Origin of the sequence: Mumia sp. zg.B21 (genome assembly GCF_019550855.1) — a bacterium.
Classification (GTDB): Bacteria; Actinomycetota; Actinomycetes; order Propionibacteriales; family Nocardioidaceae; genus Mumia.
In genome coordinates this window covers 685,481-711,986 of sequence record NZ_JAHWCJ010000002.1, presented here as the reverse complement: position 1 = coordinate 711,986, position 26,506 = coordinate 685,481, and the positions used below count along the sequence as shown (strand labels likewise).

The 26,506-nt window shown below is 70.9% G+C and carries 25 protein-coding genes; 12 read left to right on the top strand and 13 right to left on the bottom strand.

What is annotated here, in order from left to right; genetic code table 11:
* Positions 1-5 precede the first annotated feature (5 nt).
* The gene (locus KV100_RS12190) at positions 6-1,016 is read right to left on the bottom strand and encodes an ABC transporter permease (RefSeq protein ID WP_220343312.1); all 1,011 of its coding nucleotides are present in this window, start codon (positions 1,014-1,016) and stop codon (positions 6-8) included.
* Positions 1,013-2,563 carry a sugar ABC transporter ATP-binding protein gene (locus KV100_RS12185; RefSeq protein WP_220343311.1) on the bottom strand — a complete coding sequence of 517 codons (1,551 nt, stop codon included), beginning with the start codon at positions 2,561-2,563 and terminating at the stop codon, positions 1,013-1,015. The genes KV100_RS12190 and KV100_RS12185 overlap by 4 nt, the downstream gene beginning before the upstream one ends.
* Positions 2,564-2,673: 110 nt before the next feature.
* Here KV100_RS12185 and KV100_RS12180 point away from each other — a divergent pair, with 110 nt between their 5' ends.
* The gene (locus tag KV100_RS12180) at positions 2,674-3,879 is read left to right on the top strand and encodes an ROK family protein (protein ID WP_220343310.1); all 1,206 of its coding nucleotides are present in this window, start codon (positions 2,674-2,676) and stop codon (positions 3,877-3,879) included.
* Between the two features lie 27 nt (positions 3,880-3,906).
* Here the strand turns inward: KV100_RS12180 and KV100_RS12175 are convergent, their stop codons facing one another.
* Genes KV100_RS12175 through xylB form a run of 3 tightly spaced genes read right to left on the bottom strand, consistent with a single transcriptional unit; the run spans position 3,907 to position 7,638 of the window.
* Positions 3,907-5,064, bottom strand: a complete 1,158-nt coding sequence (locus KV100_RS12175) for an ROK family transcriptional regulator (RefSeq protein ID WP_220343309.1) — start codon at positions 5,062-5,064, stop codon at positions 3,907-3,909.
* Positions 5,061-6,224: a xylose isomerase gene (xylA, locus tag KV100_RS12170; RefSeq protein WP_220343308.1), complete on the bottom strand. Its 1,164-nt coding sequence runs from the start codon at positions 6,222-6,224 to the stop codon at positions 5,061-5,063. The genes KV100_RS12175 and xylA overlap by 4 nt, the downstream gene beginning before the upstream one ends.
* Before the next feature lie 28 nt (positions 6,225-6,252).
* Entirely contained in the window at positions 6,253-7,638 is a 1,386-nt protein-coding gene (gene xylB / locus KV100_RS12165; protein WP_220343307.1) for a xylulokinase, read from the bottom strand.
* 105 nt (positions 7,639-7,743) lie between these two features.
* Here xylB and menB point away from each other — a divergent pair, with 105 nt between their 5' ends.
* Both menB and KV100_RS12155 read left to right on the top strand, forming a co-directional pair.
* Positions 7,744-8,580, top strand: a complete 837-nt coding sequence (gene menB, locus KV100_RS12160) for a 1,4-dihydroxy-2-naphthoyl-CoA synthase (protein WP_220343306.1) — start codon at positions 7,744-7,746, stop codon at positions 8,578-8,580.
* The gene (locus tag KV100_RS12155) at positions 8,577-9,071 is read left to right on the top strand and encodes a thioesterase family protein (protein WP_220343305.1); all 495 of its coding nucleotides are present in this window, start codon (positions 8,577-8,579) and stop codon (positions 9,069-9,071) included. Before menB ends, KV100_RS12155 begins: the two co-directional genes overlap by 4 nt.
* 17 nt (positions 9,072-9,088) lie before the next feature.
* Here the strand turns inward: KV100_RS12155 and KV100_RS12150 are convergent, their stop codons facing one another.
* Both KV100_RS12150 and KV100_RS12145 read right to left on the bottom strand, forming a co-directional pair.
* Positions 9,089-10,483: an NAD-dependent malic enzyme gene (locus KV100_RS12150; protein WP_220343304.1), complete on the bottom strand. Its 1,395-nt coding sequence runs from the start codon at positions 10,481-10,483 to the stop codon at positions 9,089-9,091.
* A gap of 69 nt (positions 10,484-10,552) precedes the next feature.
* Positions 10,553-10,945, bottom strand: a complete 393-nt coding sequence (locus tag KV100_RS12145; protein ID WP_220343303.1) for a pyridoxamine 5'-phosphate oxidase family protein — start codon at positions 10,943-10,945, stop codon at positions 10,553-10,555.
* 193 nt (positions 10,946-11,138) lie between these two features.
* On the opposite strand from KV100_RS12145, the gene KV100_RS12140 reads away from it, so the two are divergent.
* Entirely contained in the window at positions 11,139-11,984 is an 846-nt protein-coding gene (locus KV100_RS12140) for an alpha/beta fold hydrolase (RefSeq protein WP_220343302.1), read from the top strand.
* A gap of 9 nt (positions 11,985-11,993) precedes the next feature.
* Here the strand turns inward: KV100_RS12140 and KV100_RS12135 are convergent, their stop codons facing one another.
* Positions 11,994-12,611, bottom strand: coding sequence for a hypothetical protein (locus KV100_RS12135; protein ID WP_220343301.1), 618 nt, complete (start codon positions 12,609-12,611; stop codon positions 11,994-11,996).
* Positions 12,612-12,735: 124 nt separating this feature from the next.
* On the opposite strand from KV100_RS12135, the gene KV100_RS12130 reads away from it, so the two are divergent.
* Complete coding sequence (locus KV100_RS12130) at positions 12,736-13,839, top strand: alpha/beta hydrolase (RefSeq protein ID WP_220343300.1); 1,104 nt, start codon at positions 12,736-12,738, stop codon at positions 13,837-13,839.
* Here the strand turns inward: KV100_RS12130 and KV100_RS12125 are convergent.
* The 5 genes from KV100_RS12125 to KV100_RS12105 all read right to left on the bottom strand — a co-directional run bounded on the left by KV100_RS12125 (position 13,828) and on the right by KV100_RS12105 (position 19,838).
* Positions 13,828-14,376 (bottom strand): hypothetical protein, encoded by a 549-nt coding sequence (locus KV100_RS12125; protein WP_220343299.1) that lies wholly within the window; start codon positions 14,374-14,376, stop codon positions 13,828-13,830. The two genes, KV100_RS12130 and KV100_RS12125, sit on opposite strands and share 12 nt — an antisense overlap.
* Positions 14,377-14,420: 44 nt before the next feature.
* Positions 14,421-16,340, bottom strand: a complete 1,920-nt coding sequence (locus KV100_RS19925) for a glycosyltransferase family 39 protein (RefSeq protein ID WP_220343298.1) — start codon at positions 16,338-16,340, stop codon at positions 14,421-14,423.
* Positions 16,337-17,596 carry a bifunctional glycosyltransferase family 2/GtrA family protein gene (locus tag KV100_RS12115; RefSeq protein WP_220343297.1) on the bottom strand — a complete coding sequence of 420 codons (1,260 nt, stop codon included), beginning with the start codon at positions 17,594-17,596 and terminating at the stop codon, positions 16,337-16,339. Before KV100_RS12115 ends, KV100_RS19925 begins: the two co-directional genes overlap by 4 nt.
* Positions 17,597-17,682: 86 nt before the next feature.
* The gene (locus KV100_RS12110; RefSeq protein ID WP_220343296.1) at positions 17,683-19,140 is read right to left on the bottom strand and encodes a HAMP domain-containing sensor histidine kinase; all 1,458 of its coding nucleotides are present in this window, start codon (positions 19,138-19,140) and stop codon (positions 17,683-17,685) included.
* Complete coding sequence (locus KV100_RS12105) at positions 19,137-19,838, bottom strand: response regulator transcription factor (RefSeq protein WP_220343295.1); 702 nt, start codon at positions 19,836-19,838, stop codon at positions 19,137-19,139. Before KV100_RS12105 ends, KV100_RS12110 begins: the two co-directional genes overlap by 4 nt.
* 132 nt (positions 19,839-19,970) lie before the next feature.
* Here KV100_RS12105 and KV100_RS12100 point away from each other — a divergent pair, with 132 nt between their 5' ends.
* From KV100_RS12100 to mnhG, 7 genes are read left to right on the top strand one after another with little or no spacing between them, the layout of a single operon-like run.
* Entirely contained in the window at positions 19,971-20,249 is a 279-nt protein-coding gene (locus KV100_RS12100; RefSeq protein ID WP_220343294.1) for a GlsB/YeaQ/YmgE family stress response membrane protein, read from the top strand.
* Between the two features lie 10 nt (positions 20,250-20,259).
* Positions 20,260-23,157: a Na+/H+ antiporter subunit A gene (locus tag KV100_RS12095; RefSeq protein ID WP_220343293.1), complete on the top strand. Its 2,898-nt coding sequence runs from the start codon at positions 20,260-20,262 to the stop codon at positions 23,155-23,157.
* On the top strand, positions 23,154-23,594 hold the full coding sequence (locus KV100_RS12090; RefSeq protein ID WP_220343292.1) for a Na(+)/H(+) antiporter subunit C: 441 nt from the start codon (positions 23,154-23,156) through the stop codon (positions 23,592-23,594). Before KV100_RS12095 ends, KV100_RS12090 begins: the two co-directional genes overlap by 4 nt.
* A complete protein-coding gene (locus KV100_RS12085; RefSeq protein WP_255560593.1) occupies positions 23,591-25,210 on the top strand; it encodes a Na+/H+ antiporter subunit D in 1,620 nt (539 codons plus the stop codon). The genes KV100_RS12090 and KV100_RS12085 overlap by 4 nt, the downstream gene beginning before the upstream one ends.
* Complete coding sequence (locus KV100_RS12080; protein ID WP_220343291.1) at positions 25,207-25,815, top strand: Na+/H+ antiporter subunit E; 609 nt, start codon at positions 25,207-25,209, stop codon at positions 25,813-25,815. The genes KV100_RS12085 and KV100_RS12080 overlap by 4 nt, the downstream gene beginning before the upstream one ends.
* The gene (locus KV100_RS12075) at positions 25,812-26,165 is read left to right on the top strand and encodes a monovalent cation/H+ antiporter complex subunit F (protein WP_220343290.1); all 354 of its coding nucleotides are present in this window, start codon (positions 25,812-25,814) and stop codon (positions 26,163-26,165) included. The genes KV100_RS12080 and KV100_RS12075 overlap by 4 nt, the downstream gene beginning before the upstream one ends.
* Complete coding sequence (mnhG, locus tag KV100_RS12070) at positions 26,162-26,500, top strand: monovalent cation/H(+) antiporter subunit G (RefSeq protein ID WP_220343289.1); 339 nt, start codon at positions 26,162-26,164, stop codon at positions 26,498-26,500. Before KV100_RS12075 ends, mnhG begins: the two co-directional genes overlap by 4 nt.
* Positions 26,501-26,506 lie beyond the last annotated feature (6 nt).

The window sequence follows — 26,506 nt, the reverse complement described above, 5'->3', positions numbered from 1 at the left end:
TGGGGTTAGGTGCTGCGGTTCGCCAGCCGCTGCTGGAGCAGCACAGCGACGACGATGATCACGCCCTTGGCGACGGCCTGGACGGACGTCGACAGGTTGTTGAGCGTGAAGACGTTGGTGAGCGTGGTGAAGATGAGGACGCCGAGCAGCGTGCCGACCACCGTGCCGCGGCCGCCGCTGAGGAGCGTCCCTCCGATGACGACCGCCGCGATGGCGTCGAGCTCCCACATGAGTCCGTGGGTGGAGGACCCGGTCTGCGTCCGTGACATGAGCATCACGGCGGACACGCCACAGGTGGCGCCGAGCAGGGCGTAGAGATAGACGGTGTGCCTCTGGACCTTGATACCGGCCAGGCGTGCGGCCTCGACGTTGCCGCCCACGGCGAACGTGCGGCGCCCGAACGTCGTGCGGTTGAGGAGGAACCAGCCGAGCACCACGATCACCGCGAAGACGTAGACGATCACCGGCACACCCAGCGGCCGGGCTCCGAGCGCGTCGCGGAACGCCTCGTCGCGGACGATCTGGGTCTTGCGGTCGGCGATGATCTCGGCGAGCCCTCGAGCGCTCGCCAGCATCGCGAGGGTGGCGATGAACGGCACGATCTTGCCGTAGGCGATGAGCACTCCGTTGATGACGCCGCACGCGATGCCCACGCCGACCGCCGTCGTGACGATGACGATCCAGCCGACGTCCTCGGCCATCGCCTGGGTGCCGGTGGTCGACGCCCACACCGAGGCCAGGGCGACGATCGCACCCACGGAGAGGTCGATGCCTCCGCCGGTGATGACGAAGGTCATCCCGATCGCGACCACGCCGATCGCGGAGGCGAGGCTGAGGACGGTGATGATGTTGTTGGTGCTCGCGAAGCGGTCGCCCGCCGTGACGAGGCCGACGACGCAGAGCGCGACCAGGGCGACCACGAGGCCGAGGTTGCGGGCGATCCCGAGGGACCGCGTCCGCGTCTCGGGAGCAGCCGCGGCCTCCTGCGTGCTCCCGGTCACCGATGAGGTACTCACGCGGCGTCACCTTTCGATTCGTTGCCGGTCGGTTCGTTGCCGGTCGGTTCGTTGCCGGAGAGGATGCGGTCGAGCACGGCGTGGGCGTCGAGATCGTCCGCCGGACCGGCGTGCACGATGCGGCCGTCGGCCACGACCATGACCCTGTCCGAGAGCCCGAGGACCTCGTCGATGTCGCTGGAGACGACGATCACGGCGACCCCGTCGTCGGCGAGCCGGCGGATCAAGCCGTAGATCTCGCTGCGTGCGCCGACGTCCACACCCCTGGTCGGCTCGTCCAGCAGGAGGACTCGGCACGATCGCAGCAGCCACCGGGCGAGGACGACCTTCTGCTGGTTGCCGCCCGAGAGCGTCCTGGTGACGCGGTCCGGGTCGTCGGGGCGCAGGTCGACCGAACGCGCGGCAGCGTGCGCCGCCGTACGCTCCGCGGACTCACGCGTGACCCCCAGCCGGGAGAAGCGCGGGAGGGTGCCAAGGGAGATGTTGCGGTAGACCGCCTCGTCGAGCACCAGCCCCTGCGACTTGCGCTCCTCGGGACAGAGCCCGAGACCCGCACCGACCGCGACATCGACCGACCCGGGACGCAGGCGGCGTCCGTCGACGGTGACCGAGCCACGCTGAGCTCGCCGTGCGCCGTACACGGTCTCGACGATCTCGCTGCGCCCCGCACCGACGAGCCCGGCGAAGCCGAGGATCTCGCCGGGCCGGACCTCGAACGAGACGTCCTCGAACTCACCCTCGCGACCGAGCCCTTCGACGACGAGCAGCGGGTCGGCGTCGGGCAACGGCGTCGTACGGCGGGGGAACTCGGCCGAGACGTCGCGGCCGGTCATCAGGGTGATCAGCTCGGCGGTCGGGGTCTCGCCTGCCGGCAGGTCGGAGGCGACCGTACGTCCGTCCTTCAGCACGGTGAGCCGGTCGCCGATGCGGCGGATCTCCTCGAGGCGGTGGGAGATGTAGATGATGGCCTGGCCGGACGCACGGAGCTCCTCGATGACCCGGAACAGCCCGTCGACCTCGTCGGGGTCGAGGACAGCGGACGGCTCGTCCATGACGATCACCCGCGCCCGACGTGAGAGCGCGCGTGCCATCGACACGATCTGCTTGCCTGCTGCCGACAGGCTGCCTGTCTCGCGGGACGGCCGGATCTCGGGGTGACCGAGCGAGGTCAGCAGGTCGCGTGCGGCCCGGTGCGAGTCACCGACGCGGGAGAAGCCGAGACGCGTCTTCTCGTGGCCGAGGAAGATGTTGTCGGCCACGCTCAGGCCGTCGACAAGGTCGAGCTCCTGATAGATCGTCGCGATGCCGGCCGCGAGCGCGGCTTGCGGGTCCCCGAAGGTGACGGCGTCCCCGTCCATCACGATCTCGCCCTCGTCGGGCGTGTAAGCACCCGCCAGGACCTTGATCAGCGTGGACTTGCCCGCGCCGTTCTGCCCGAGGAGGCAGTGGACCTCTCCCGCACGCACCACCAGGTCGACGCCGTCCAACGCGCGAACGCCAGGGAACTCCTTGACGATCCCGGTCAGCTGGAGCAGGGGCTGCGACATGCGCGTGATGCTAGTCACACCTAATGACGGCCGTCAACCAAAAGTCAGGGTTTTGCCGACAGGCTTCTGTCGGGCTTGACTACATAAGTCGACGTGGGAGACTACGGCCCATGGATTCGTTCGCGCCTCAGACGGGCTCGGCGTCTGCCGCCAGCGCGGTCTTCCAGCTCATGCGCGACGGGCAGGCACGGACGAAGGCCGAGATCGCGGAGGCCACCTCGTTGGCGCGCTCCACCGTCTCGGCGCGGCTCGACCTCCTCCTCGCGGCTGGGCTCCTGATGCCCGTCGGGGAGGCAGCCTCCACCGGAGGGCGTCCGCCAGCGCGCTTCGCCATGAACACCGACTCGTACGCCGTGCTGGCGGTCGATCTCGGCGCCAGCCACGCGACGGTCGCGCTGTCGGACCTCGCGGGCACGGTGCTGGGTGAGGCCACCGTCACCAGCGACATCACCGAAGGCCCCGCGGTCGTGCTCGACAGGGTCGTCGAGCTCGCGAACGAGCTGCTCTCGACGCTCGGCATGAGGTCGTCCGCCCTCGCGGGCATCGGGGTCGGCGTCCCCGGCCCTGTCGAGCACTCGACCGGCCGACCCGCGAACCCGCCGATCATGCCGGGCTGGCACGGCTTCGACATCCCCGGCTACCTGGCCGCGGCCTTCCCCGTCCGTGTCCGGGTGGACAACGACGTCAACGTGATGGCGCTCGGCGAGCACACCGCTCACTGGCCGGAGACCGACGACCTCCTCTACGTCAAGGTCGCCACCGGCATCGGATCGGGCATCATCTCCAACCGTCGACTCGTCCGCGGCGCCCTGGGCACCGCGGGCGACCTGGGGCACGTCCAGGTCAGCGGCAGGGGTGAGGACGTCAGCTGCCGCTGCGGCAACCTCGGATGTCTCGAGGCAGTCGCCGCCGGCCCTGCGATCGCCAAGCACCTCGCCGAGCTCGACATCGGGGTCGAGACCCCCCGTGACGTGGTCGCGGCCGTCGAGCGCGGCGAGATGGAGGCGGTGCGAGCCGTCCGCGAGGCCGGGCGCGCGATCGGCAGCGTCCTCGCCACCTGCGTGAGCCTGCTCAATCCCGCCGTGGTCGTGGTAGGCGGTTCCCTGTCGGCGACCGGGGAGTATCTCCTCGCCGGGATCCGCGAGGTCGTCTACCAGCGCTCCCTGCCGCTGGCCACGCACCAGCTGCGCATCGTCAGCTCCTCGCTGCACGGGCGGGAGGCCGTGCTGGGCGCAGCCGCCATGGTGCTCGAGGACGTGCTGTCACCGCAGTCGGTCGACGGGCTTGTCGAGCAGCGCAGCCGAGCCAGCGCCTGACCCGGCACCCGCCCGCGGGTGCCGGGGTCAGAGCGCGGTCGCGCCGCTGAAGACACCGGTGAGCGCATCCTCCGCGGCGCCGGTCGCGGCGGCACGCAGCCCCAACGCGCTCAGCAGAAGGTCGAGAGACGCGTGCGGCGCTGCCGTCACGCGCTCCTCGACCTCGCGCACCGCAGCAGGGAGCAGGTACGGCGCGAGCGGGACGAAGTAGCCACCGAGCACCACAGCATCGGGGTCGAGGATGTTCGCCACGGCGGCCACGCCCCTGCCGAGGACCGCACCCACGCCTTCGAGCGCCGCGGCCGTCCCCACGTCCGACTCGGCACGCCGCGAGATCAGCTCCGCCACCTGGAGCGGTGTCCCCTCGAAGGCGAGGCCGGTGGCCGACAGCACGGCGCGCAGCCCGACCGAGGCCTCCCAGCACCCCCGACGGCCACAGCCACAGCGTGCCGCCGGGTCGCCGAGCGGGATGTGGCCGACCTCGCCCGCGAACCCCGACGTCCCCCGTACGATCGCGCCGTCCCTGATCACGCCCGCGCCGATGCCGACGGTGCCGGTGACGTACACCGACTGCCCCAGCCCGACCGTCGCCCCGCGTCGCGCCTCGGCGAGGGCAGCACAGTTCGCGTCGTTCTCGACCACCACGGGAAGCCCGGTCACCGCCGCCATGTCGGCCGCGACCGAGCGGCCGCGCCACCCGAGGTTGGGCGCCATCGCGACGACGCCGGCGCGCCGGTCGACCAGACCGGGCACGGCGACCGTCGCGCCGACGACCCGAGCCCCAGAGCCGCCGAGCTCCGACGCTGCCTCGCGGGCGAGCGCGACAACGACGTCGTAGGGGTCGCTCGTGCCGACGGGGACGGTGCGCTCGAGACGGACGGCGCCGCCGAGGTCGATGGCGACGGCGGACACGTAGTCGACGTTCGCCTCGAGGCCGAGCCCGACGATCGTGGAACCGGTCAGCGCGACCGGTCGACCGGGTCTCCCTCGGGAGACCGAGACGGCCTCGGACTCGCTGACGTAGCCGCCGTCGACGAGCCCGCCCACGATCGCCCCGACCGTCGCCTTGGCCAGCCCGGTCCTGCGCGCCAGCTCGGTCCGCGTCGCGGCACCGTCGTGCCGCAGCGAGCGGAGCACGGCCGCGGTGTTCTGCCTCCGCAGATCCTCGGTCGCGACGAGGGTCACCCGCGGATCCCGTAGAGGTGCTCGAGGGCGAGCTGGTCGAGGTGCTCGAACGCTGCTCCACGCACGGCGAGCGCATCCGGGTCGGCCAGCTCGGCCTGCTCGAGCTCGCGCCAGCCCTCGCCCTCCTCCAAGGTCGGGACCGCCAGCTCGGGCAGCCGCGCGGCCGCCAGGGCCTCCTGTACGTCGGGGTCGGCGCGGAAGGCGCGGACCTTGTCACGCAGCACGAGGTAGTTCGTCATGCATGCGGCCGCGGCGACCCAGACTCCGTCCTCGTCCTCGGTCCGTGGCGTCTTGAAGTCGAAGTGCACCGGCCCGTCGTACCCGCCGGTCTCCAGCGCGTCGACGACCCAGAACGCCCCGCGGGCGTTCCCCGCGCCGAAACGCAGGTCCTGGTCGTAGCGCGGCCCGTGCTGACCGTTGAGGTCGATGTGAAAGAGCTTGCCGTGCCACATCGCCTGGGCGTAGCCGTGGGCGGCGTTCATGCCCGCCATCTCCTCGTGGCCCACCTCCGGGTTCACACCGACGTTCTCGGACCGGTCGAGCGTCTCGATGAACGCGAGCGCGTGCCCGATGGTCGGGAGGAGGATGTCGCCGCGCGGCTCATTCGGCTTGGGCTCGATCGCGAAGCGCAGGTCGTACCCGCGGTCGTGCACGAACTCGCCGAGCAGGTTGAACGCCTCGCGATAACGATCGAGCGCTGCGGCGACGTCCTTGGAGGCGCCCGACTCGGCACCCTCGCGGCCGCCCCAGCAGACGTAGACCTCGGCTCCGAGCTCGGCCGCGAGATCGATGTTGCGCATCACCTTGCGGATCGCGAAGCGACGGACGTCGCGGTCGTTGGAAGTGAAGGCGCCGTCCTTGAAGACCGGGTGGGAGAAGAGGTTGGTGGTGGCGGTGGTGACGGCCAGCCCTGTGTCGGCCAGGCCCTTCTTCCAGCGCTCGACGATGCGTGACCGGGTGTCGTCGTCGGACCCGAACGGGATCAGGTCGTCGTCGTGGAAGTTCACGCCGTACGCACCGAGTCCGGCCAGCTTCTCGAGGGCGTGCACCGGGTCCATCTCGGCTCGGGTGGGATCGCCGAACGGGTCGCGGCCCGGATAGGCGACGGTCCACAGGCCGAAGGAGAACTTGTCCGCTGGGGTGGGTGTCGGGATCGTCATGATGGCCTCTCGGGTCGGTCGGGATCGGTCAGGTCCACGCGGCCGTTCGGTCGCGCAGGAGGGCATACGTCTCGCGGACATGGGGGGTCGGGTCTGCTTCGAGCACGGCGGTCGTCCCGGGCTTCCAGTCCGGCGGCTGCGCGGCACCGCTGAGGGCCCAGGCCGCCTGTCGTGCGGCTCCGAGGGCGACGTACTCCGCGGGAGCGAGGACGTGCACCGGCCTGCCGAGGATCGCGGGGGCGAGCGCCTGGACCGCGGGGTTGCGCGCCGCGCCTCCGACGAGCAGGAGCCGACCGTCACCGCCACCCACGCGGGCGCAGAGGAGGTCGACGGCGTCGGCGAGCGAGCACAGCAGCGCCTCGACCGCCGCGCGTGCCAGGTCCTCGCGGGTCGTGTCCGGGCGCAGCCCGGCCCAGAGCCCTGTCGCGCGCGGGCGGTCGGGCGTGCGTTCTCCGCCGTAGTACGGCGACAGCGTGACGCCGTGCGCGCCGGACGGCGCAGCGAGCGCGAGCCGGGCGAGCTCGGCGTGGTCGACGGCAAGGAGCTGCGTCTGAAGGTCGAGGATCCCGGCCGCGTTCATCGTGGTCGCCATCGGGAGGTAGCGGCCCGTCGCGTCCGCGAACCCGGTCACCGCACCGGTGCCGTCAGCGACCGGAGTCTCGGTGACCGCCGACGCCACGCCGGACGTGCCGATCGAGACGACGACGTCTCCGGGCAGGAGACCGAGACCGAGCGCGGCACCCATGTTGTCGCCCGTCCCCCCGGCCACCACGGTCCCGTCCTCGTACGCCGCCGTTCCGTCGGGGACGACTGTCGGCAGGGCCACGTCGTGCCCGAGCGCCGCCGCCGCGAGGTCATGACGCCACCTGCTCGTCCGCGCGTCGAAGTAGCCCGTGCCCGAGGCGTCACCGCGGTCGGTGAAAGGTTCCGTACGCCGCCCGGTGAGGTGCCAGGAGACGTAGTCGTGCGGCAGCAGCACCGACTCGACCCCCGCAGCGTCGTCCGGCCGCTCGTCACGGAGCCAGCGCAGCTTGGTGGCGGTGAACGACGCGACGAGCACGCTGCCGACGGCGTCCGCGCACGCCTGCGCGCCGCCCATCTCCGCCACGAGCTCCGTCGCAGCGTCGGCGGACCGGGTGTCGTTCCACAGGAGGGCGTCATGGACGGGTGCACCCTCGGCGTCGAGCGCGACCATGCCGTGCTGCTGGCCGGCGACCGCCACCGCGGCAGCCGTTCCGAGCCAGTCCCCGACCGCGTCGTCGCACGCCTCAAGCCAGCGGCGCGGGTCGACGGCGGTCCCGGCCGGGTGCGGCACGGAACGTTCCGCGAGGACCGCGCCGTCGTGGGCGTCGACGAGGACGGCCTTGGTGGACTGGGTCGAGGAGTCGACGCCGACGACGGTGCTGTGAGCCACGTCACCCTGTTTAATATGAGTCGTGAACTAATGTCAAGGATCGCGTCCCCGGCTCGTTGTCGCGGGCGGAGACCAGGCCGGTCGGGCGTCGGTGAGAATGGAGCCATGACTGACTCGACCCCCACCGTCTGGAACGCAGCCGGCGACTACACCGACATCCGGTACGAGACCACCGACGACGGCATCGCCAAGATCACGATCAACCGGCCCGAGGTCCACAACGCCTTCCGGCCGCAGACGATCATCGAGATCTCGGACGCCCTGACGGTGGCCCGCGAGGACGAGTCGGTCGGCGTCATCATCCTCACCGGCGCGGGCGACAAGGCGTTCTGCTCCGGAGGTGACCAGCGCGTCCGCGGCGACTCCGGCTACAAGTCCGACGCCGGCGCGACCGGCCGCTTCCACGTCACCGACCTGCACGTGCAGATGCGCCGGTGCCCCAAGCCGATCGTCGCGATGGTGGCCGGGTGGGCCATCGGTGGCGGACACGTGCTCCACGTCGTCGCCGACCTCACCATCGCCGCCGACAACGCCCGCTTCGGCCAGGTCGGCCCGAAGGTCGGCTCGTTCGACGGCGGCTTCGGCGCGAGCTCGCTCTCGCAGCTGGTCGGCATGAAGAAGGCCAAGGAGATCTGGTTCCTGTGCCGCCAGTACGACGCCCAGCAGGCCCTCGAGATGGGCATGATCAACACGGTCGTGCCGCTCGCCGACCTCGAGGCCGAGACCGTCCGCTGGTGCCGCGAGATGCTCGCACTCTCGCCGTACGCGCTGCGGCTGATGAAGGCCAGCTTCCACGCGGCCGAGGACGGCTACGCCGGCATCCAGCAGCTCGCCCACGACACCAACCTGCTCTTCTACGGCAACGACGAGGCCAAGGAGGGCCGCGAGGCGTACAAGGAGAAGCGCACGCCCGACTTCACCCAGTTCCCCCGCCGCGCATGAGCCCCTCAGTGCGCGTCGAGGACATGGCCGGTATCGAGCCCGCCCTCGCCCTCACCGTCCCGCCGGAGTTCGAGGACGAGAACGGGCACGTCAACATCCGCCACTACTTCGACCTGCACGTACGGGCTGCCGATCGCACGTTCGCGGCGCTCGGTGTCGACGACGGCTATCGGGCCGCGCGCGGCATGAGCGTGTTCAGCATCGACCACCGCGTCCGCTACCTGGACGAGGTGCTCGTGGGCCAGGACGTCGCGGTGTACGTCCTGTTCCTCGCACGCGCAGCCAAGACCGTGCATGGAGTCCAGGCGCTCTTCAACGCCGGCACGGGCGCGCTGGCCAACACCTTCGAGTTCGTCGAGGGACATGTCGACCTCGCGCAGCGCCGTACCGCGCCGTGGCCCGCCGACGTGGCCGCGCGCATCGACGCCGCGATCGCCGACGGCAAGGCGTGGCCGGCGCTCCCACACGAGCCGGGGCTCGGTCTGCGCTGAGGTCGGCGCGGAACCGCTCAGTCCGCGGTCTGCACAGCCGCCACGCGCACAGCCTCGGCGACCCGGGTGTGGACCTCGGGATGGAACACGCTCGGGATGATGTAGTTGGCGTTGAGCTCGTCGTCGGAGACGGTCGCGGCGATCGCCTCCGAGGCCGCGAGCAGCACGTCGGTGCCGATGCCATGGCTCTGCGCGTCGAGGAGCCCGCGGAACACCCCGGGGAACGCCAGCACGTTGTTGATCTGGTTGGGGTAGTCGGACCGACCGGTGGCGACGACCGTCGCGTGCGCCCGCGCGAGGGCCGGGTCGATCTCCGGCCTCGGGTTGGCCAGCGCGAACACGATCGCGCCGTCGGCCATCGACTCGACGTCGTGCACGGAGAGGACGTCGGCCGCCGAGACACCGATGAAGACGTCGGCGCCACCGACGACGTCGCAGAGGGAGCCCGTCACCCCGCGAGGGTTCGTGTGAGAGCTGATCCAGCCCAGCTGTCCCGCGAGCCCGGGGCGCCCGCGGTGCACGACGCCGTCGATGTCGCACACCACCACGTCCTCGGCACCGGCCTCCAGGACGAGCTTGAGGATCGCCGTCCCTGCGGCACCCGCCCCCGACATGACGATGCGGACCTGCGAGAGGTCCTTGTCGACCACGCGCAGCGCGTTGCGCAGCGCCGCCAGCACGACGATCGCCGTCCCGTGCTGGTCGTCGTGGAAGACGGGGATGTCGAGCCGCGCCCGCAGACGGTTCTCGATCTCGAAGCACTTCGGCGCGGCGATGTCCTCGAGATTGATTCCCGCAAACCCGGGCGCGATCGCGGCGACAGTCTCGACGATCGAGTCCACGTCGTGGGTGTCGAGGCACAACGGCCAGGCGTCGATGTCGGCGAACGTCTTGAAGAGCGCCGCCTTGCCCTCCATCACCGGCAGCGCGGCGTACGGGCCGATGTCGCCGAGGCCGAGCACCGCGGACCCGTCGGTCACGACCGCGACCGCGTTGCGCTTGACCGTGAGCCGCCGTGCGTCCTCCTTGTCGCGGGCGATCGCCTCGCTGATCCGCGCGACGCCGGGCGTGTAGATCATCGAGAGGTCGTCGCGGGTCCGCAGCGGGTGCTTCGTGGCGACCTCGATGACTCCGCCGAGGTGCATCAGGAACGTGCGGTCGGAGACCTTCTTGACATCGGCGTCACCGATCGACTCGAGGGCGGCGACGACCCGGTCGGCATGGTCGGTGTCCGACGTCGCGATCGTGAGATCGATGCGGAGGACCTCGGTATGGGAGCCCGTGACGTCCAGTGCTGTGACGACGCCGCCCGCCTTCTCGACGACGGTGGTGAGGTCACTGACCGCGGATCCCCCGGCCGGGACCTCGAGACGGACGGTGATCGAGTAGGAGACGCTCGGTGTGGATGCCACAGATCAAGATTCGCACACCGCCTCAGGAACCTGAGGAGCACCTCATGTTCGAGGCGGCTCGCCCGACGCTCAACCCACGCGACGACCCGTCATCTCCTCGATCGCCAGCCCTAACAGCACCGACTGGTGGATGCCGACCCACGGGTCCAGCTCCATCTCCGGCGGCATCGAGGCCTCGTCGACGCGCCACAGCGGCCCCCGCACCTTCACGCTCCAGCCCGTCTGCGACAGGCGGTCGAGGTACGTCACGAGGAACGCGACTCCCTGCGACCCGACCCCTCCCTCGGCCAGCGTGCCCTCCTCGCCCGTGCGGATGAAGATGGTGTCGCCGAGCAGCCGGTAGTTCACGGGAGTCATGTCGAGGCTGCCACGCGAGTGGTACGCGATGTGGCCAACCCGTGCCGTCCCGAGCAGCTCCCGCGTCTCTTCGGCGCCGAGCGTCGTGAGCGGTCCGTTGGTCATCAGGCCACCTCCTGGGAGTTGCCTCAGTCTACATCCGCGGGCGCGTCCAGAGGCCGGGCCGTACGCCGACCACCGACGCGACGGAAGGGGTCGGTCAGGCCGGAGTCGTGCGCATCGACATGGCGTCCAGCAGCGGCGCGGAGGCGTAGCCGTCACCTTCCACCACCGGCGCCGCGTCGGTAGTGTGCGAGACATGAGCGACCTGTGGGCAGAGCGGCGCCCGGTCGAGGTCGGCGGACTGACCTTCGACGTCGCGTTGACAGGCCCCGAAGACGGTGTGCCGGTGGTGCTCCTCCACGGCTTCCCGCAGACGGCCGACTCGTGGCGCTCGGTCGCTCCACGGCTCGCCCGGGCCGGCCTGCGCCTGATCGCCCCCGACCAGCGGGGATACTCCCCTGGCGCGAGGCCCTCAGAGGTCGCGGCGTACGCCGTCCCTCACCTCGTCGACGACGTCATCGGCCTGATGGGCGAGCTTGGGTACGACTCCGCGCACGTGGTCGGCCACGACTGGGGAGCAGCGGTGGCGTGGTCGCTCACCGCGCACCATCCGGAGCGGGTGCGGAGCCTCGTCGCCCTGTCGGTCCCTCACCTCGCCGCCTACGGGTGGGCGCTGGTGAACGACGACGACCAGCGGGAGCGCGCGTCCTACATCGGGCTCTTCCGGCAGCCCGGCAAGGCCGAGGACCTGCTGCTGGAAGACGACGGGCGACGGTTGCGTGCGATGTTCGGCGACGCCATGCCGGAGGAGCACATCGCGACGTACGTCGGCGTGCTGAGCGAGCCGGCGGCCCTCACGGCCGCGCTCTCGTGGTACCGCGCGATGGGGCGCGATCTCGGCGCGACGCCTCCGGTCACGGTGCCCACCACCTACGTGTGGGGCGACGACGACTGGGCCCTCGGAGCGGCAGGGGCCCGGCGGTGCGGGGAGCACATCCACGCGGAGTACCGCTTCGTCCCGGTCGCGGGCGCCTCGCACTGGCTGCCCGAGGAGCAGCCCGAGCTGGTCGCCGACGAGATCGTGGCGCGCGTGCGGGCCTGACGCTCCGGATCAGGTCCGCTCGTCGCGGGCACGCTCGGCCGCGTCACGGTGGTCGATCTCGGACTTGAGGTCGCGGACGCGCCGGCCACGCGTTCGGTTCTCGCGCGTCAACCAGGCCAGGCCGACGAACACGAGTGCGGCGATGATGGCGCCCCACAACGACGCCGCGCGGAACCCGGGACCGTCCACGTCCAGGATGCGTTCGCCGGCGTGGGCACCGCTGCTGGTGCCCAGCACGATCGAGAGCGTCATGAGGTTGGGAAGCGCGAGCACGAGGGCGACCGCGATCACGACGGCCTTCCAGTAGCCCTTGATCCACCTCCGCGTGATCGCCTGCCAGGCGACGAGCAGGGGCACCAACGTGAACACGATCCCGAGGAAGAGGCCCCAGACCGTGCCGGCGGTCAGGCTGCCGTCGACCCGCCGTCCGATCCACTGCGCCCACCACCGCGGCACGAAGGCGGCGAGACCGTAGCCGACCGCGACCGCCAGCACCGCGACCGCGAGCACCAGGAGGACGTTGCGCAGGGTCTGCTGGCCGTACGACTTCCAGCCGTCGGCGCCCGTGCCTCGGCGGTCGGCCGATGCCTGAGTCGCCGAGGTCTCTCCGTCTCGCGAGGTCGCCACGTCTCCAGGATGGCACCGATCGACCCGGTCGGCCGGACGCTCGAACCAACCCGCGAGTAACATGACGTCACACGTGTGACGTACGGCACATCCTCGGCCGAGGTGCGTCACCGGGAAGGACACGATGAGCGCGCACGACACCGTCCCGGCCGCTCAGGTGGTCCCGCTGGGACGGGACGGCCTCACGGTGGTCGAGAAGCCGCGCCGCAGCAAGCGCGCACTCTTGCTCTCGAGTGCCCTGCGGGTCACCGTCAAGCCGGCGCTCTCGGTGTGGGCCCACGCGCCGGGTGCGCCGTGGCCGACGGGCCTTCTCGAGAGAGCCGCAGCGTTCCTGCCGAGCCCGCGGCACACGACGGTGGAGGACGTACGGCTGACGCGGTGCGACGCGGAGCTGATCCGGGCGGACGGCGCCGAGGACGACGAGCACGCGATCCTCTACCTCCACGGCGGCGCCTTCCTGGTGGGCGGACTCAACACCCACCGCGGACTGGCGGCCCGCCTCGCCGCCACGAGCGGCGGCGCCGTGCTCAACGTGGGCTACCGGATGATGCCGAAGCACCCAGTCAGCCACGCCGTGGAGGACGGGCTCGCCGGCTACACCTGGCTGCTCGACCAGGGCTACGCGCCCGAGCGGATCGTGATCGCCGGGGACTCGGCCGGCGGATACCTCGCCTTCGCCGTGGCGCTGGCCATCCTCGAGTCGGGCCTGGAGTCCCCCGCCGGCCTGGTCGCGATGTCACCCGTGACCGATCTCGATCCCGAACGCACGCTCGACCAGCCCGGCCGCCCGTCGTGCGCGCTGTTCTCGCAGTCGACGTGGCGGGGGTTCCTCCGGCTGGTCGACATGGTCGAGAACGCGCTGGTGTCGGACCTGCTGAAGCCGGCATCCTCCTTGGTCGACGCCGACCTGCGTGGACTCCCGCGCACTCTCATCCAGGTCGGGTCGGACGAGCTCGTGCTCCCCGACGCCCAGCTGATGGCGATCCGGCTCGCCGACTCCGACGTGGAGGTGGAGCTGCAGCTGTGGGAGGAGCAGGTCCACGTCTTCCAGGTCGCCGTGGGGCTGGTGCCTGAGGCCCGCGACGCCACCCGCGAGGTCGGTCGGTTCGTGCGGTCGGCCTGTCGGCAGGCTGAGGCCGCCACCACACCGGGGCGGCCGTCCGCACGGCGAAGCGGCGGCACCGCCGCAGGGCGGGCCGCCGCTGAACGCCAGCCGTCAGGCGCCTGAGTCGGCCGGCCCCGGAGTGGCGTCGTCGCCACCAGGAGCGGTCGGGCCACCCTCCGGAGCAGTGCCGCGGGGCGCGCCCCGGTCACCACGGGAGCCGCCGCCGTCGCGGTCCCCGTCGAGGCAGCCTCCCTTCCCCGGGCCGTCCTCTCCATCAGGACGGGCTCCGTCAGGAGCCGTGCCGTCAGGGCGGGCTCCGTCAGGAGCGGTGCCGTCAGGAGCGGTGCCGTCAGGAGCGGTGCCGTCCTGACCGTGGCCCTGGGGGCCGCCGTCACCGCGGAAGTCACCACGGTCCTGGTGCATCCCGTAGCCGTTGGCGACGCCCGGGTCGGCCTGGCCCCCGTCGTCGGCGGACGCGCTCCCGATGGCCATCCCGCCGAGGAATCCGAAGCCGCACAGCGCAACCCCGGCGATCACCGCACCGATGCGCGTGCGGTTGTCCAGCTTCTTCCACCCGGCGGGCTTCGAGGTCGGGGTCGCGGCGGCCGTGGATCCCTCCTGGGGCTCCTCGGGGCCGAGTCGACGCGTGTCGTCGTTCATCGTTCTTCTCTCCTTCGTTCTCTATGAGGCCTGGACCGACTCGTTCAGTCCTGGCCGGTGGTGAGGTCGTAGACGGTCGTCCCGTCCACGCTCTGGGCGGCGAAGTTCTCGCTCACCCACGTCTTGATCTCCGTGTTCGCGCCACCGCCGTGGCCGGTGCCTGCGACGTAGTAGTGGATCTGTCCGTCGGCGACCCACTCCTGGAACTGGGCGAGCGTCGGGAAGCTGTCGGTCCCGTTGAACCCGCCGATCGCGAGCACCGGTTCGCCGGAGGCGAGCTGGAGCGGCGCGGCGCCGTTGGCGGTCTGCGCCGCGGCGGCCCACCGGTAGTCGCCGTCCTGCAGGAGCTCGACCAGCTCGTCGCTGACACCGGAGGTGCCCCCGCCACCCAGGAAGCTCGCGCCGCCCCCGCCGGGTCCACCGGGTGCACCGCCCGGTGGTGCACCGCCCGGTGGTGCACCGCCCGGTGGTGCACCGCCCGGTGGTGCACCGCCCGGCGCACCACCAGGTCCTCCACCAGGTCCTCCACCAGTCGACGGCCCCGCTGCCACGATCGAGCCGGTGTGCGCGCTGCCGATGGTGGCGGCAGCCGACGCGGCGGGTGCCGCGAGAGAGGCCACCGCGACGAGGACCGCCGTGGTGAGGGCGAGCCGCCGCGTGGCGTCACGGGTGAGTGTGAGCTCGTACCCGACGAGGAGCAGCGTCGCGCCGAGCACCGCGGCTCCGACGACGACCCACCGCAGCCACGGCAGGAACGTCGGGGTGTCGACGAGCAGACGCCACTGCCAGAGACCGGTGAGGAGGACAGTCCCGGCGAGAACCGTGCGCGGCAGCAGCTCGGTACGGCGCCGCCACAGCAGGACGGTCCCGGCACCGACCAGCGCGGCGACGGCGGGCGCGAGCGCCACGGTGTAGTAGCTGTGGATGATGCCCTGCATGAGGCTGAACGTCAGCCCCGTGACGAGGAGCCAGCCGCCCCACACGGTGGCGAAGGCGCGGGTCCGATCGGTCCGGGCCGCCCGCCACGACACCGCCAGCAGGACGACCAGCGCCACGAGCGCAGCCGGAAGCAGCCAGCTCGCCTGGGTCTGCATCTCGGGGCTGAACAGCCGCCCGAGGCCAGGCGTGCCCCACATGGAGCCGACCGAGCCGGCTTCGTCACCGCTGAGCCGGCCGAGGCCGTTGTAGCCCAGCGTCAGCTCGAGGATGCTGTTGGTGGTCGACCCGCCGATGTACGGGCGTGCGGCCGCGGGCCAGAGCTCGACGGCGAGCACCCACCACCCGGCACCCACGACGACCGAGCCTGCTGCGGCGACGAGGTGGAGCAGCCGGGTGCGCAGCTGCGCCGACCCCGCGACGCCGTACGCGAGCGCGAGCCCCGGCAGGACGAGGAACGCCTGCAGCATCTTGGTCAAGAAGGCGAAGCCGATCAGCAGACCGGCGAGCACCAGCCAGCGCAGCGCCTTGTCGGCGTCGATCGCCCGCGTCACCGCCCAGGCGGCGGCGACCATCAGGAAGACGAGCAGGGCGTCGGGGTTGTTGAACCGGAACATCAGCGCCGCCACCGGCGTCGTCGCCAGCACGGCACCGGCGAGCAGGGCCGCCGAGGCACCGAACCAGCGCTTCACCGACGCGTACAGGACGGCGACGCTCGCAACGCCCAGCAGCGCCTGCGGGAGCAGCATGCTGAACGAGCTGAACCCGAGGAGGCGCACCGAGAGCCCCATCAACCACAGCGAGGCCGGCGTCTTGTCGACGGTGATGCCACCGGCGGCGTCGAGCGCGCCGAAGAACCACGCCTTCCAGCTCTCGGAGGCCGCCTGCACCGCCATCGAGTAGTACTCGTTGGCGTAGCCGTTGACCGAGAGGTTCCAGCAGTACGCCACCGCGGTCGCGACGAGCAGCAGGACCAGCAGCGCTCGGTCGCGGGTCCACCAGCGGCCCGGTCGGACGACCGTGCTCATGCGACGCTCCTCTCGTTCGTGAGGACGGCGCTCCCCGGACGCACCGGGGTGGGAGCCGGGTCGGGGTGAAGGTCGGACAGGTGCGTCGCCTCGGCCCGGCGACCGGTGCCGAAGACCCAGCGGTCCAGGAGGACGAAGCGCAGCACGGTCGCGCAGACGTTCGCGAGCGTGAGCACGCAGACCTCCATCAGCGGGGTGTGTGCCAGCCCCGCGGTCAGCGCGAGGGCCGACGCCGTGAGCGCCCATCCGCACGCGAAGGCGACCAGACCTTGGAGGTGGTGGCGAGCGAGCCCCACCGCGCCGACCACCTCGTACGTGAAGCGACGGTTGAGCGCCGTGTTGCCGATCGCCGTGGTGACGAGGGCGACGAGGTTCGCGACCTGCGCGGTGGTGATCTCGCGTGCCAGCAGGAAGAGGACCGCGTAGGCGATCGTGCTGATCACGCCCACGATGCCGAACCGGATCATGCGGATCCCGACCGGCGTGCCGACAGGCGGACGGGCGAAGCGGCGGCGGACCGGTTCGAGATCGAGCGCACCGGTCGTCAGGCCGCGGACCATGCGTCCGACGCCGAGGAGGTCGTCGCGGACGGTCGAACCGATCGCGACCCTGCTGTCGGAGTCGTCGACCCAGTCGACCGGCACCTCGGCGATCCGGAGACCGGCGCGCTCGGCGAGGACCAGCAGCTCGGTGTCGAAGAACCAGCCGGTGTCCTCGACGTACGGGAGCAGCGCCTGCGCCACGTCGGTGCGCACGGCCTTGAAGCCGCACTGCGCGTCGCTGAAACGGGCGCCGAGAACCGTCCGGAGGATCACGTTGTAGCCGCGCGAGAGCACCTCGCGCTTGACTCCGCGGACGACCCTCGCGCCGCGCCTGAGCCTCGTCCCGATGGCCACGTCGGAGTGGCCGGACAGCAGCGGCGCGACCAGCGGCATGAGCGCACCGAGATCGGTGGACAGGTCCACGTCCATGTACGCGACCACCGTCGCGCGGCTCTGCGACCAGACCGTGGCCAGTGCCCGTCCACGACCCCGCTCGGGGATCCGGACGAGTTCGACGTCGTGGACCGTCGCCGCGAGGCGCTCGGCAACCTCCGCCGTACCGTCGGTGCTGCCGTTGTCGGCGATCACGACCCGGCTGGCGTACGGCACCTCCGCGTCGAGGTAGTTGCGCAGCCTGCGGACGCTCCGCTCGAGGACGTGGGCCTCGTTCAGCACCGGGACGACGATGTCGATCACGGGAGAGGTCTCGTTCATGTCTTCGACGATCGCGCCGCGACCTCACGATCGGCTGCGACCAGCCTGGGAGGTTCCTGTGAGACGAACGCTGAGCGGACGAGCGCTCAGCCAGCGAGCGGGATGCGGACGGTGAACGTCGCGCCCTCGCCCGGCGCGGTGTCGAGGCTGACCGTTCCGCCGTGCCCCGCGACCAGGGCGGAGACGATGGCGAGGCCGAGCCCTGAGCCGCCGGCTGCGCGACTGCGCGTCTCGTCGGCACGGTAGAAGCGGTCGAAGACGTGCGCCGCCTGGTCGGCGGTCAGTCCGGGCCCGTCGTCGGACACCGTGACGACGCCGTCGTCACCGTCCACCGCCGCGCCCAGGCGGAGGCCGGCCTCGGGAGGCGTGTGGACGAGCACGTTGCTGACGAGGTTGCCGACGACCTGACGGAGCCTGGCCTCGTCGCCCTCGACCACCACCGGCGGGCCGGGAGCGGGACCGGCGACGGCCCGGTCGGGCTGCACGGCCCGGGCGTCGACGGCCGCGTCGCGCACCAGCTCGCGCAGGTCGACCGGGTCGTGCCGCAACGGCCGTTCCTGGTCGAGCCTCGCCAGCAGCAGCAGGTCCTCGACGAGCACGCCCATCCGGTCCGCCTCCTGACGGATCCGGCTCATGAACCGGTCGGTCGTGGCCTGGTCGGCCGCCGCGCCCTGGCCGTACAGCTCGGCGAACCCGCGGATCGAGGTGAGCGGCGTCCGCAGCTCGTGGCTCGCATCGGCGACGAAGCGTCGCATGCGTCGCTCGGACTCCTCGGCCCGCCGTGCCTCCTCCTCGCGGCTGCGTACGGCTGCCTCGATGTGGCCCAGCATGGTGTCCAGCGACGCCGAAAGAGCGCCCACCTCGGTGCGTGGGTCGAGTCCCGTGTCGACCCGGGCGGCCAGGTCTCCCGCGGCGATGGCCTGCGCGGTCGCCTCGACCTCGGCGAGCGGCCTCAGGCTGCGGCGTACGACCCACGAGCTGACGACGGCGAGCGCGAGGAGCACGACCCCTGCGATCGCGGCCTCGATCCAACGCAGCTCCCTCAACGTCGCCGTGACCTCGTCCAGCCCCATCGCCACGGCCACGTAGCCGCCGTCGTCGGTGTCCTCGTACAGCACCCGCCACCGGTCCTTGCTCCCCCGCGACCCGACCGTCGTGGGCTCACCGGTCGTCACGTCACCGGGATCGGCGAGGTCCGGATAGTCGTCGGTGTCGAGACGCGGGTCGGCCAGGACCGTCACCGTTCCGTCGGCGTCCCACCGAGCCACGAAGAACTGCGACGGGAGGTTCCGTTCGACGCCGCCCTGAGGTGGCCGTCCGCCGGGGTCGCGGACATCGCTCATCCGCCGCGCCTCGCTCGTCAGCTGTTGGTCGACGCGGTCGGTGAGGGAGCGCTCGAGCACCAGGTTCGTCGCGAGCGCGCTGAGCGCCAGTGCCAGCAGCACCATCACGACCACCACGGCGACGAGCTGGACGCGCAGAGGCTGGTCGCGCCAGCGGAACGGGTTACGCGCGCGGCGCTCGCGGGCCGAGACGGCCGTCATCTCGGGCGCCGCAGGACGTACCCCACCCCGCGGACCGTGTGGATCAGATGGGGCTCGGTGGTGTCGAGCTTGCGTCGCAGGTACGAGATGTAGGTCTCGACCACGTTGCCGTCACCACCGAAGTCGTAGTTCCAGACGTGGTCGAGGATCTGCTGCTTGCTGAGCACACGCCCCGGGTTCATGAGCAGGTAGCGCAGCAGCTTGAACTCGGTCGGGGACAGCTCGACGAGCTCCCCACCCTTGCGGACCTCGTGGCTGTCGGTGTCCATCTCGAGGTCGGCCATCCGGAGCAGGGAGTCCGGCGTCTGCCGACGGCGCGTACGGCGCAGCACCGCGCGGACCCGCGCCACGAGCTCGTCGAGGCTGAACGGCTTGGCGAGGTAGTCGTCGCCGCCTGCGGTCAGGCCGTTGACGCGGTCAGCGGGCGTGTCCCGTGCGGTGAGGAAGATCACCGGGACGTCGCGCCGGTCGGCCCGCAGCCGCCTGATGACCTCGAAACCGTCGACGTGCGGCATCATCACGTCGAGCACCACGAGGTCGATCGTCGGGTCGGCGGCCACCATCTCGAGCGCCTTCTGGCCGTCGGTCGCGGTGTCCACCGTGAAGCCGGCGAACCGCAGGCTGGAGGCGAGCAGGTCCAGGATGCTCTCGTCGTCATCGACGACGAGGAGCCGCGCCGGGGTCTCGTCTGGGGTCATCCCTCCCGAGTGTGACCCGACTCTCTTGGGCGTGCCTGGTGAGCCGCTGTGAGATCTCTGTGAGCGGCGCGCCGAGCCGGGACCTGGGACCGACCCTTAGAATTGGCCCCGAGGCGAAAGGAGGCGGGTCGGATGGGATTCATCGTGAGCATCATCGGGTTCTTGGTGATCGGCCTGGTCGCAGGCTTCCTGGCCCGGGCCATCGTCCCCGGCAAAGACTCCATGTCTCTCCTCCAGACGCTCCTGCTCGGCGTGGTCGGTTCCGTCGTGTTCGGCGTCATCCTCGGGCTCATCCCTCTCTGGGACCGCGACAAGGGCTTCGGCCCCGCCGGGTGGATCGGGTCGATCATCGGCGCCGTCCTGACGCTCATGGTCTACAACCGCGTCGTCAAGAAGAACGCGGCGAGCTGATCTCGTCCTGATGCTCGTCGTTCTCCTGGTCCACCTGGTCGCCGCGGCGTTGGCGCCTGCCCTCGTCCAGAGGATGGACCGCTACGCCTTCCCGGTTCTCGCCCTCGCGCCCGGGGGGACGTTCGTCTGGCTCCTCTTCCAGGCCCCCGAGGTCACCGGACCCGACCCGACGACGCTCACCGAGACCTACGAGTGGGTTCCGACGATGGGGCTCGAGATCGCCCTGCGCCTCGACACCCTCAGCTGGACCCTCGCCCTGCTGGTCACCGGCATCGGCGCGCTCGTCCTCGTCTACTGCACGTGGTACTTCAAGGCGTACGACCCGGCGCTGTGGCGGTTCTCCGGCGCGTTCACCGCCTTCGCCGGCTCGATGCTCGGCCTGGTGCTCTCCCGGGACGTCCTGCTCCTCTACGTGTTCTGGGAGCTCACGACCGTCTTCTCCTACATCCTCATCGGGCACAACCCCGAGCGCGTGGCCAACCGGCGTGCCGCGATGACCGCGTTGCTGGTCACGACCTTCGGCGGCCTGGCGATGCTCGTCGGCTTCATCATGCTCGGCCAGAGCGCCGACTCCTACCGCATCGACGAGATCATGACGCTCGCTCCCTCGGGAGCAGCCACGACGACCGCAATCGGGCTCGTTCTCGCCGGCGCCCTCAGCAAGTCCGCGCTCATCCCGTTCCACTTCTGGCTCCCCGGCGCGATGGCGGCCCCCACCCCGGTGAGCGCCTATCTGCACGCGGCCGCGATGGTCAAGGCCGGCGTCTTCCTGGTGGCCGTGATGGCACCGACCTTCGCCGACACGTCGTTGTGGCGGCCGACCCTTCTCGCCCTCGGCGTGCTGACGATGATCGTCGGCGGTGTCCGGGCGCTCGGGCAGCACGACGTCAAGCTGCTCCTCGCCTACGGCACCGTCAGTCAGCTGGGCTTCCTGGTCGCCGTCGTCGGACTCGGCACCCGCGCCGCGGCGCTCGCCGGAATCGCGATGGTCGTCGCCCACGCCCTCTTCAAGGCAGCGTTGTTCATGGTCGTCGGCATCGTCGACCACTCCGCGCACACCCGCGACCTGCGCAAGCTCTCTCAGCTGCGCTCGGCGATGCCGTGGCTCTTCGGCTTCACCGTGATCGCTGCGGCATCGATGGCGGGCATTCCGCCCATGCTCGGCTTCGTCGCCAAGGAGTCGATCTACGCGGCGTTCGTCGACGTGGTCGCGACCGGGGACGGCACCGGCATCGGGCCGTTCGCCGGCTCGGTCGTGCTCGCCGGACTCGTCGGCGGCTCCCTCCTGACGATGGCCTACTCCCTGCGGTTCGTCTGGGGCGTCTTCGGCGACAAGCCGGGCGTGGACCGGCCGGCCGACCTCGTACGCGTCCCAGTGGGCTTCGCGGCGCCGACCGCCCTGCTGGCCGTCGCCTCCGTCGTCCTCGCGTTCTTCGGACACCGCCTCACCGAGCTCTGGTCGGGCTACGACCACCTCTTTCCCGCCGGCGAGCACCACGCCGAGCTCGCACTGTGGCACGGCCTCAACCCCGCGCTCGGGCTCTCGGCAGTCGCCGTGCTCGGAGGTATCGCGCTCTTCGTGTGGCAGCAGCGCACCAGCGTCGTCCCCCGCGCGGCCTGGATGCCGTCGGCCGAACGCGCGTACGAGGCCGTCATGCGCGGCACCGACCGGCTGGCGGTCGAGGTCACGGGCCGTACGCAGCGAGGCTCGCTGCCGTTCTACCTGGGCTCCATCCTGGTGATCGTGCTTCTCGTGCCTGGGAGCCAGCTCCTCCTCAACCGCACCTGGACCGACGATCTCGTCTGGTTCGACTCCGCGGCCCAGGCGGTCGCCGCGGTCCTGATGGCCACGGCAGCGGTGCTCACGGTCCGGTCTCGCCGTCGGCTCAAGGCGGTCCTCCTCGCCGGGGTCTCCGGCTACTGCACGGCGATGCTCTTCCTTCTGCACGGCGCCCCGGACCTCGCTCTGACGCAGGTGCTCGTCGAGACGGTCACGCTCGTGGTGTTCGTCCTGGTGCTGCGGCGGATGGCGCCGTACTTCTCCGACCGTCCCTTCACACGCGCGCGCTGGCTGCGTGTCAGCATCGGCGCTCTCTCCGGGATCTTCGCCTCCGCGATCGCGCTCGCGGCGGCGGGAGTGCGGGTCGGCGAACCGGTCTCGGTGACGTTCCCGGAGGAGGCGGTGACCTACGGAGGCGGCAAGAACATCGTCAACGTCACCCTCGTCGACATCCGCGCCTGGGACACGATGGGCGAGCTGTCGGTCCTCGTGGTCGCCGCGACCGGCGTAGCGTCGCTGATCTTCCTCATCACCGGTCGCGGTGGCGCACAGAGCCCCGCCAACCCGCTGCCGTCGGACGAGTCCACCGGACGGTGGCTGCGCGCCGGCAAGACCCTGTCGGACGAGCGCCGCTCGGTCATCTTCGAGATCGTCACCCGGCTGGTGTTCCACACGATCATCCTGTTCTCGATCTGGCTCGTGTTCGCCGGCCACAACGGCCCTGGTGGTGGGTTCGCCGGTGGACTCATGGCCGGGCTGGCGCTGATGGTCCGCTACCTCGCCGGCGGCCGCTTCGAGCTCGACGAGGCGGCGCCCGTCGACGCCGGACGCGTCCTCGGGCTCGGACTCTCGACCGCGACCGCCGCCGCGCTCGCTCCCCTCCTCTTCGGTGGCCAGGTGCTCCAGAGCGCGATCGTCAAGTTCCACGTCTTCGCGATCGGCGACATCAAGCTGGTGACGTCCCTCTTCTTCGACATCGGCGTCTACCTCGTCGTGTTCGGTCTGATGCTCGACGTCCTGCGCAGCCTCGGCGGCGGCGTCGACGCGGACGCGGAGGACGACCTCCCCGAGCTGCCCGGTTCGTACGCCGACAACGAGACCGCTCCGATGACGGGAGGTGTCCGATGACCGTCAACATCGTCCTCATCGTGGTCATCGGAGTGACCTTCGCGTGCGGTGTCACCCTGCTCCTCGAGCGGAGCCTCACCCGGATCGTCGTCGGCACGCTGCTCGTCGGCAACGCCGTCAACCTGATCTTCATCGTCGCCTCCGGGGCGCCCGGGCGGGCCCCGATCGTCGACGAGAGCGACCCCTCTCCGATGAGCGACCCGCTCCCGCAGGCCATGGTGCTGACGGCGATCGTGATCACGCTCGGAGTGGCGGCATTCCTGCTCGCGATGGCCTACAGGTCGTGGCAGCTCGAGGGCCACGACGAGGTGCAGGACGACGTGGAGGACCGCCTCATCATGCGGTTGGCCGACCTCGACGAGGCGTCGCAGTCGTACGAGGAAGGCACCGGTGACCCGGACGAGGAAGGCGCCGACACCGAGGGGGCGCAGCGATGACCGCCGACTCCGCGATGTCCTTCCTCATCCCGCTGCCCGTCGTGCTGGCGCTCTTCGGCGCCGGCCTCTGCCTCGCCCTCGGCCAGAACGCCCGCGCGCAGCGGGTGATCAGCTTCGTCGTCCTCTCGGCGATCGTCGTGATCGCCGCGACGCTGCTGTGGGCGGCCGACCGTGACGGCCCGCAGGTCGTGTACGTCGGGGGCTGGCCGGCACGGATGGGCATCGTCCTCGTCGCGGACCGGTTGTCGGCGCTGCTCCTGCTCGTCTCGGCGATCGTGACGCTGTCGGTCCTCGCGTACTCCGTCGGTCAGGGCATCATCGAGTTCGGGCGCGAAACCCCGCTCTCCGTCTTCTACCCCACCTACCTGGTCCTCGTCGCAGGGGTCTCCAACGCGTTCCTCTCCGGCGACCTCTTCAACCTCTACGTCGGCTTCGAGGTGCTGCTGGCGGCCAGCTACGTGCTCATCACGCTCGGGGGCACGGGTCCACGAGTGCGCGCCGGGACCACGTACGTCGTCGTGTCCGTGCTGTCGTCGATGCTCTTCCTCATCGCCATCGCCGGGGTCTACGCGGCGACGGGCACCGTCAACATGGCCGACCTCGCCGTCAAGCTCCAGCAGGTCCCGGAGGGTGTGCGGATCGTGCTGCAGCTGATGCTGCTCACGGCGTTCGCGATCAAGGCGGCGGTCTTCCCGCTGTCGGCGTGGCTTCCCGACTCCTACCCGACCGCTCCCGCTCCCGTCACGGCGGTGTTCGCCGGCCTGCTGACCAAGGTGGGCGTGTACGCGATCATGCGCGTGCAGACGCTGCTCTTCCCTGACAGCCCGCTGTCGGACCTGCTGCTGTGGGCGGCCCTGCTCACGATGCTGATCGGCATCCTCGGCGCGATCGCCCAGTCCGACATCAAACGTATGCTCTCGTTCACCTTGGTCAGCCACATCGGCTACATGGTGTTCGGAGTCGCGATCGCCTCCGACCTCGGGCTCGCCGGCGCGATCTTCTACATCGTCCACCACATCACCATCCAGACGACGCTCTTCCTCGTCACCGGTCTCATCGAGATCCGCGGAGGCTCGACGTCCCTCGAGCATCTCGGCGGGCTGGCCAAGGCGGCGCCGGTGCTCGCGCTGATGTTCTTCCTGCCCGCGATGAACCTCTCGGGGATACCGCCGTTCTCCGGGTTCCTCGGCAAGGTCGCACTCGTGCAGGCAGGCGTCGACCGCGCCGGCTGGCTGGCCTACCTGGTGGTCGCCGCGTCCATCGTGACGAGCCTGCTCACGCTGTACGCGATCGCCAAGACCTGGAACCGCGCCTTCTGGCGACCCCGCGCCGAGGAGCCCGACGACGTCGGCGAGTGGGTTCCCAGCACGGGCACGAAGTCGGGCGAGCCGTGGGGTGACACCGTCACCGTCACCTCCGTACGCTCCCTCCCGCGCGCCATGGTCGCGCCCACCCTGACGCTCGTCGCACTCGGGACGGCGCTGACGCTGGTCGCCGGACCACTCTTCGGGATCACCGAGCGCGCGGCCTCCGAGCTGCGGGACCGGACGCCGTACATCCAGACGGTCCTCGACGACGGCAGCACCCCCGACGACGCGGCGGCGGTGACGCCGTGAGTCCTGACACCTCCCGTCGTCGGCAGGCCCGGATGGCGCTCGAGTGGCCGGTCATCTCGTGGTTGACCCTCGTCTGGGTCCTGCTGTGGGGCGAGTTCAGCGTCGGCAACATCCTCGCCGGGCTCGCGATCTCCGTGGCGATCATCCGGGTGTTCCCGCTGCCGCCCATCGACTTCGCCGGCCGGGTGCATCCCTGGCGTCTCGCCGTGCTGATCTATGCGTTCTTCCGAGATCTCGTGCTGTCGAGCATCCAGGTCGCGAGGGTCGTGCTGCGGTTCGGCCACCAACCGGTCAACTCCGTCCTCGTCGTGCCGATGCGTACCCGCAGCGAGCTCGCGCTCATGCTCACGTCCGAGATCGTGTCGCTGGTCCCCGGAAGCCTTCTCATCGAGATCGCCCGCGAGGACTGGACGATCCAGATCCACGTCCTCGAGACCCTGAGCCTCGACGACGTCGAGGCCGCACGCCAGCGGGTGTGGGCCGAGGAGGAGCGTGTCGTCCGGGCGCTGGGCAGCGCCGAGGACATCGCCCGCATCGAGCAGCCGCCGCCGGCTCTGCCCGCCCACATTCGCCGTGCCACGACTAACGGAGCTGAGCCGACATGACGTGGATGACCGTGGTCGCCTGGATCGCCGGCGGCATGCTCGGGCTCGCCGCGCTGCTCTGCGTCGTCCGCGCCGCACTCGGGCCGTCGATGCCCAACCGTGCGGTCGCGATCGACGTGCTCGTGGCCGTCCTCGTCGGAGGGCTCGGCGTGGAGGCTGCCTACAACCGTCACACCGACACGCTGCCGATCCTGGTCGTTCTCTCGCTCGTCGGCATGGTCGGCTCCGTGAGCATCGCGCGATTCGCCACCGGCGACGAGCCCGACGAATCTGACGACTCCGAGCGTTCGGACGGCACCGGCGGCGGAAGCGGCGGCGGTTTCGCCGGAGGGATGCCGGTGTCGCGATGAACCTCGATCTGATCCGCGACATTGCCTCGGCGTTCTGCCTGCTCGTCGGCGCCTTCATGGCACTCATCGCCGCGATCGGCATCATCCGCTTCAACAACCTGTTCAGCCGGATGCACGCCGCCACCAAGCCGCAGGTGCTCGGCCTGCTCCTCATCCTGATCGGCATCGCGCTGCGGATGGAGCACTGGAGCGACCTCGGCCTGCTCGTCCTCGTCGCGGCCTTCCAGCTGCTCACCGCCCCCGTCGCCGCGCACATGCTCGGCCGAGCCGTGTATCGCACCGGTGACAAGGAGCCCGACGAGCGGCTCGTCGACGAGCGCCTCTCCGAGGACTAGCCCGCG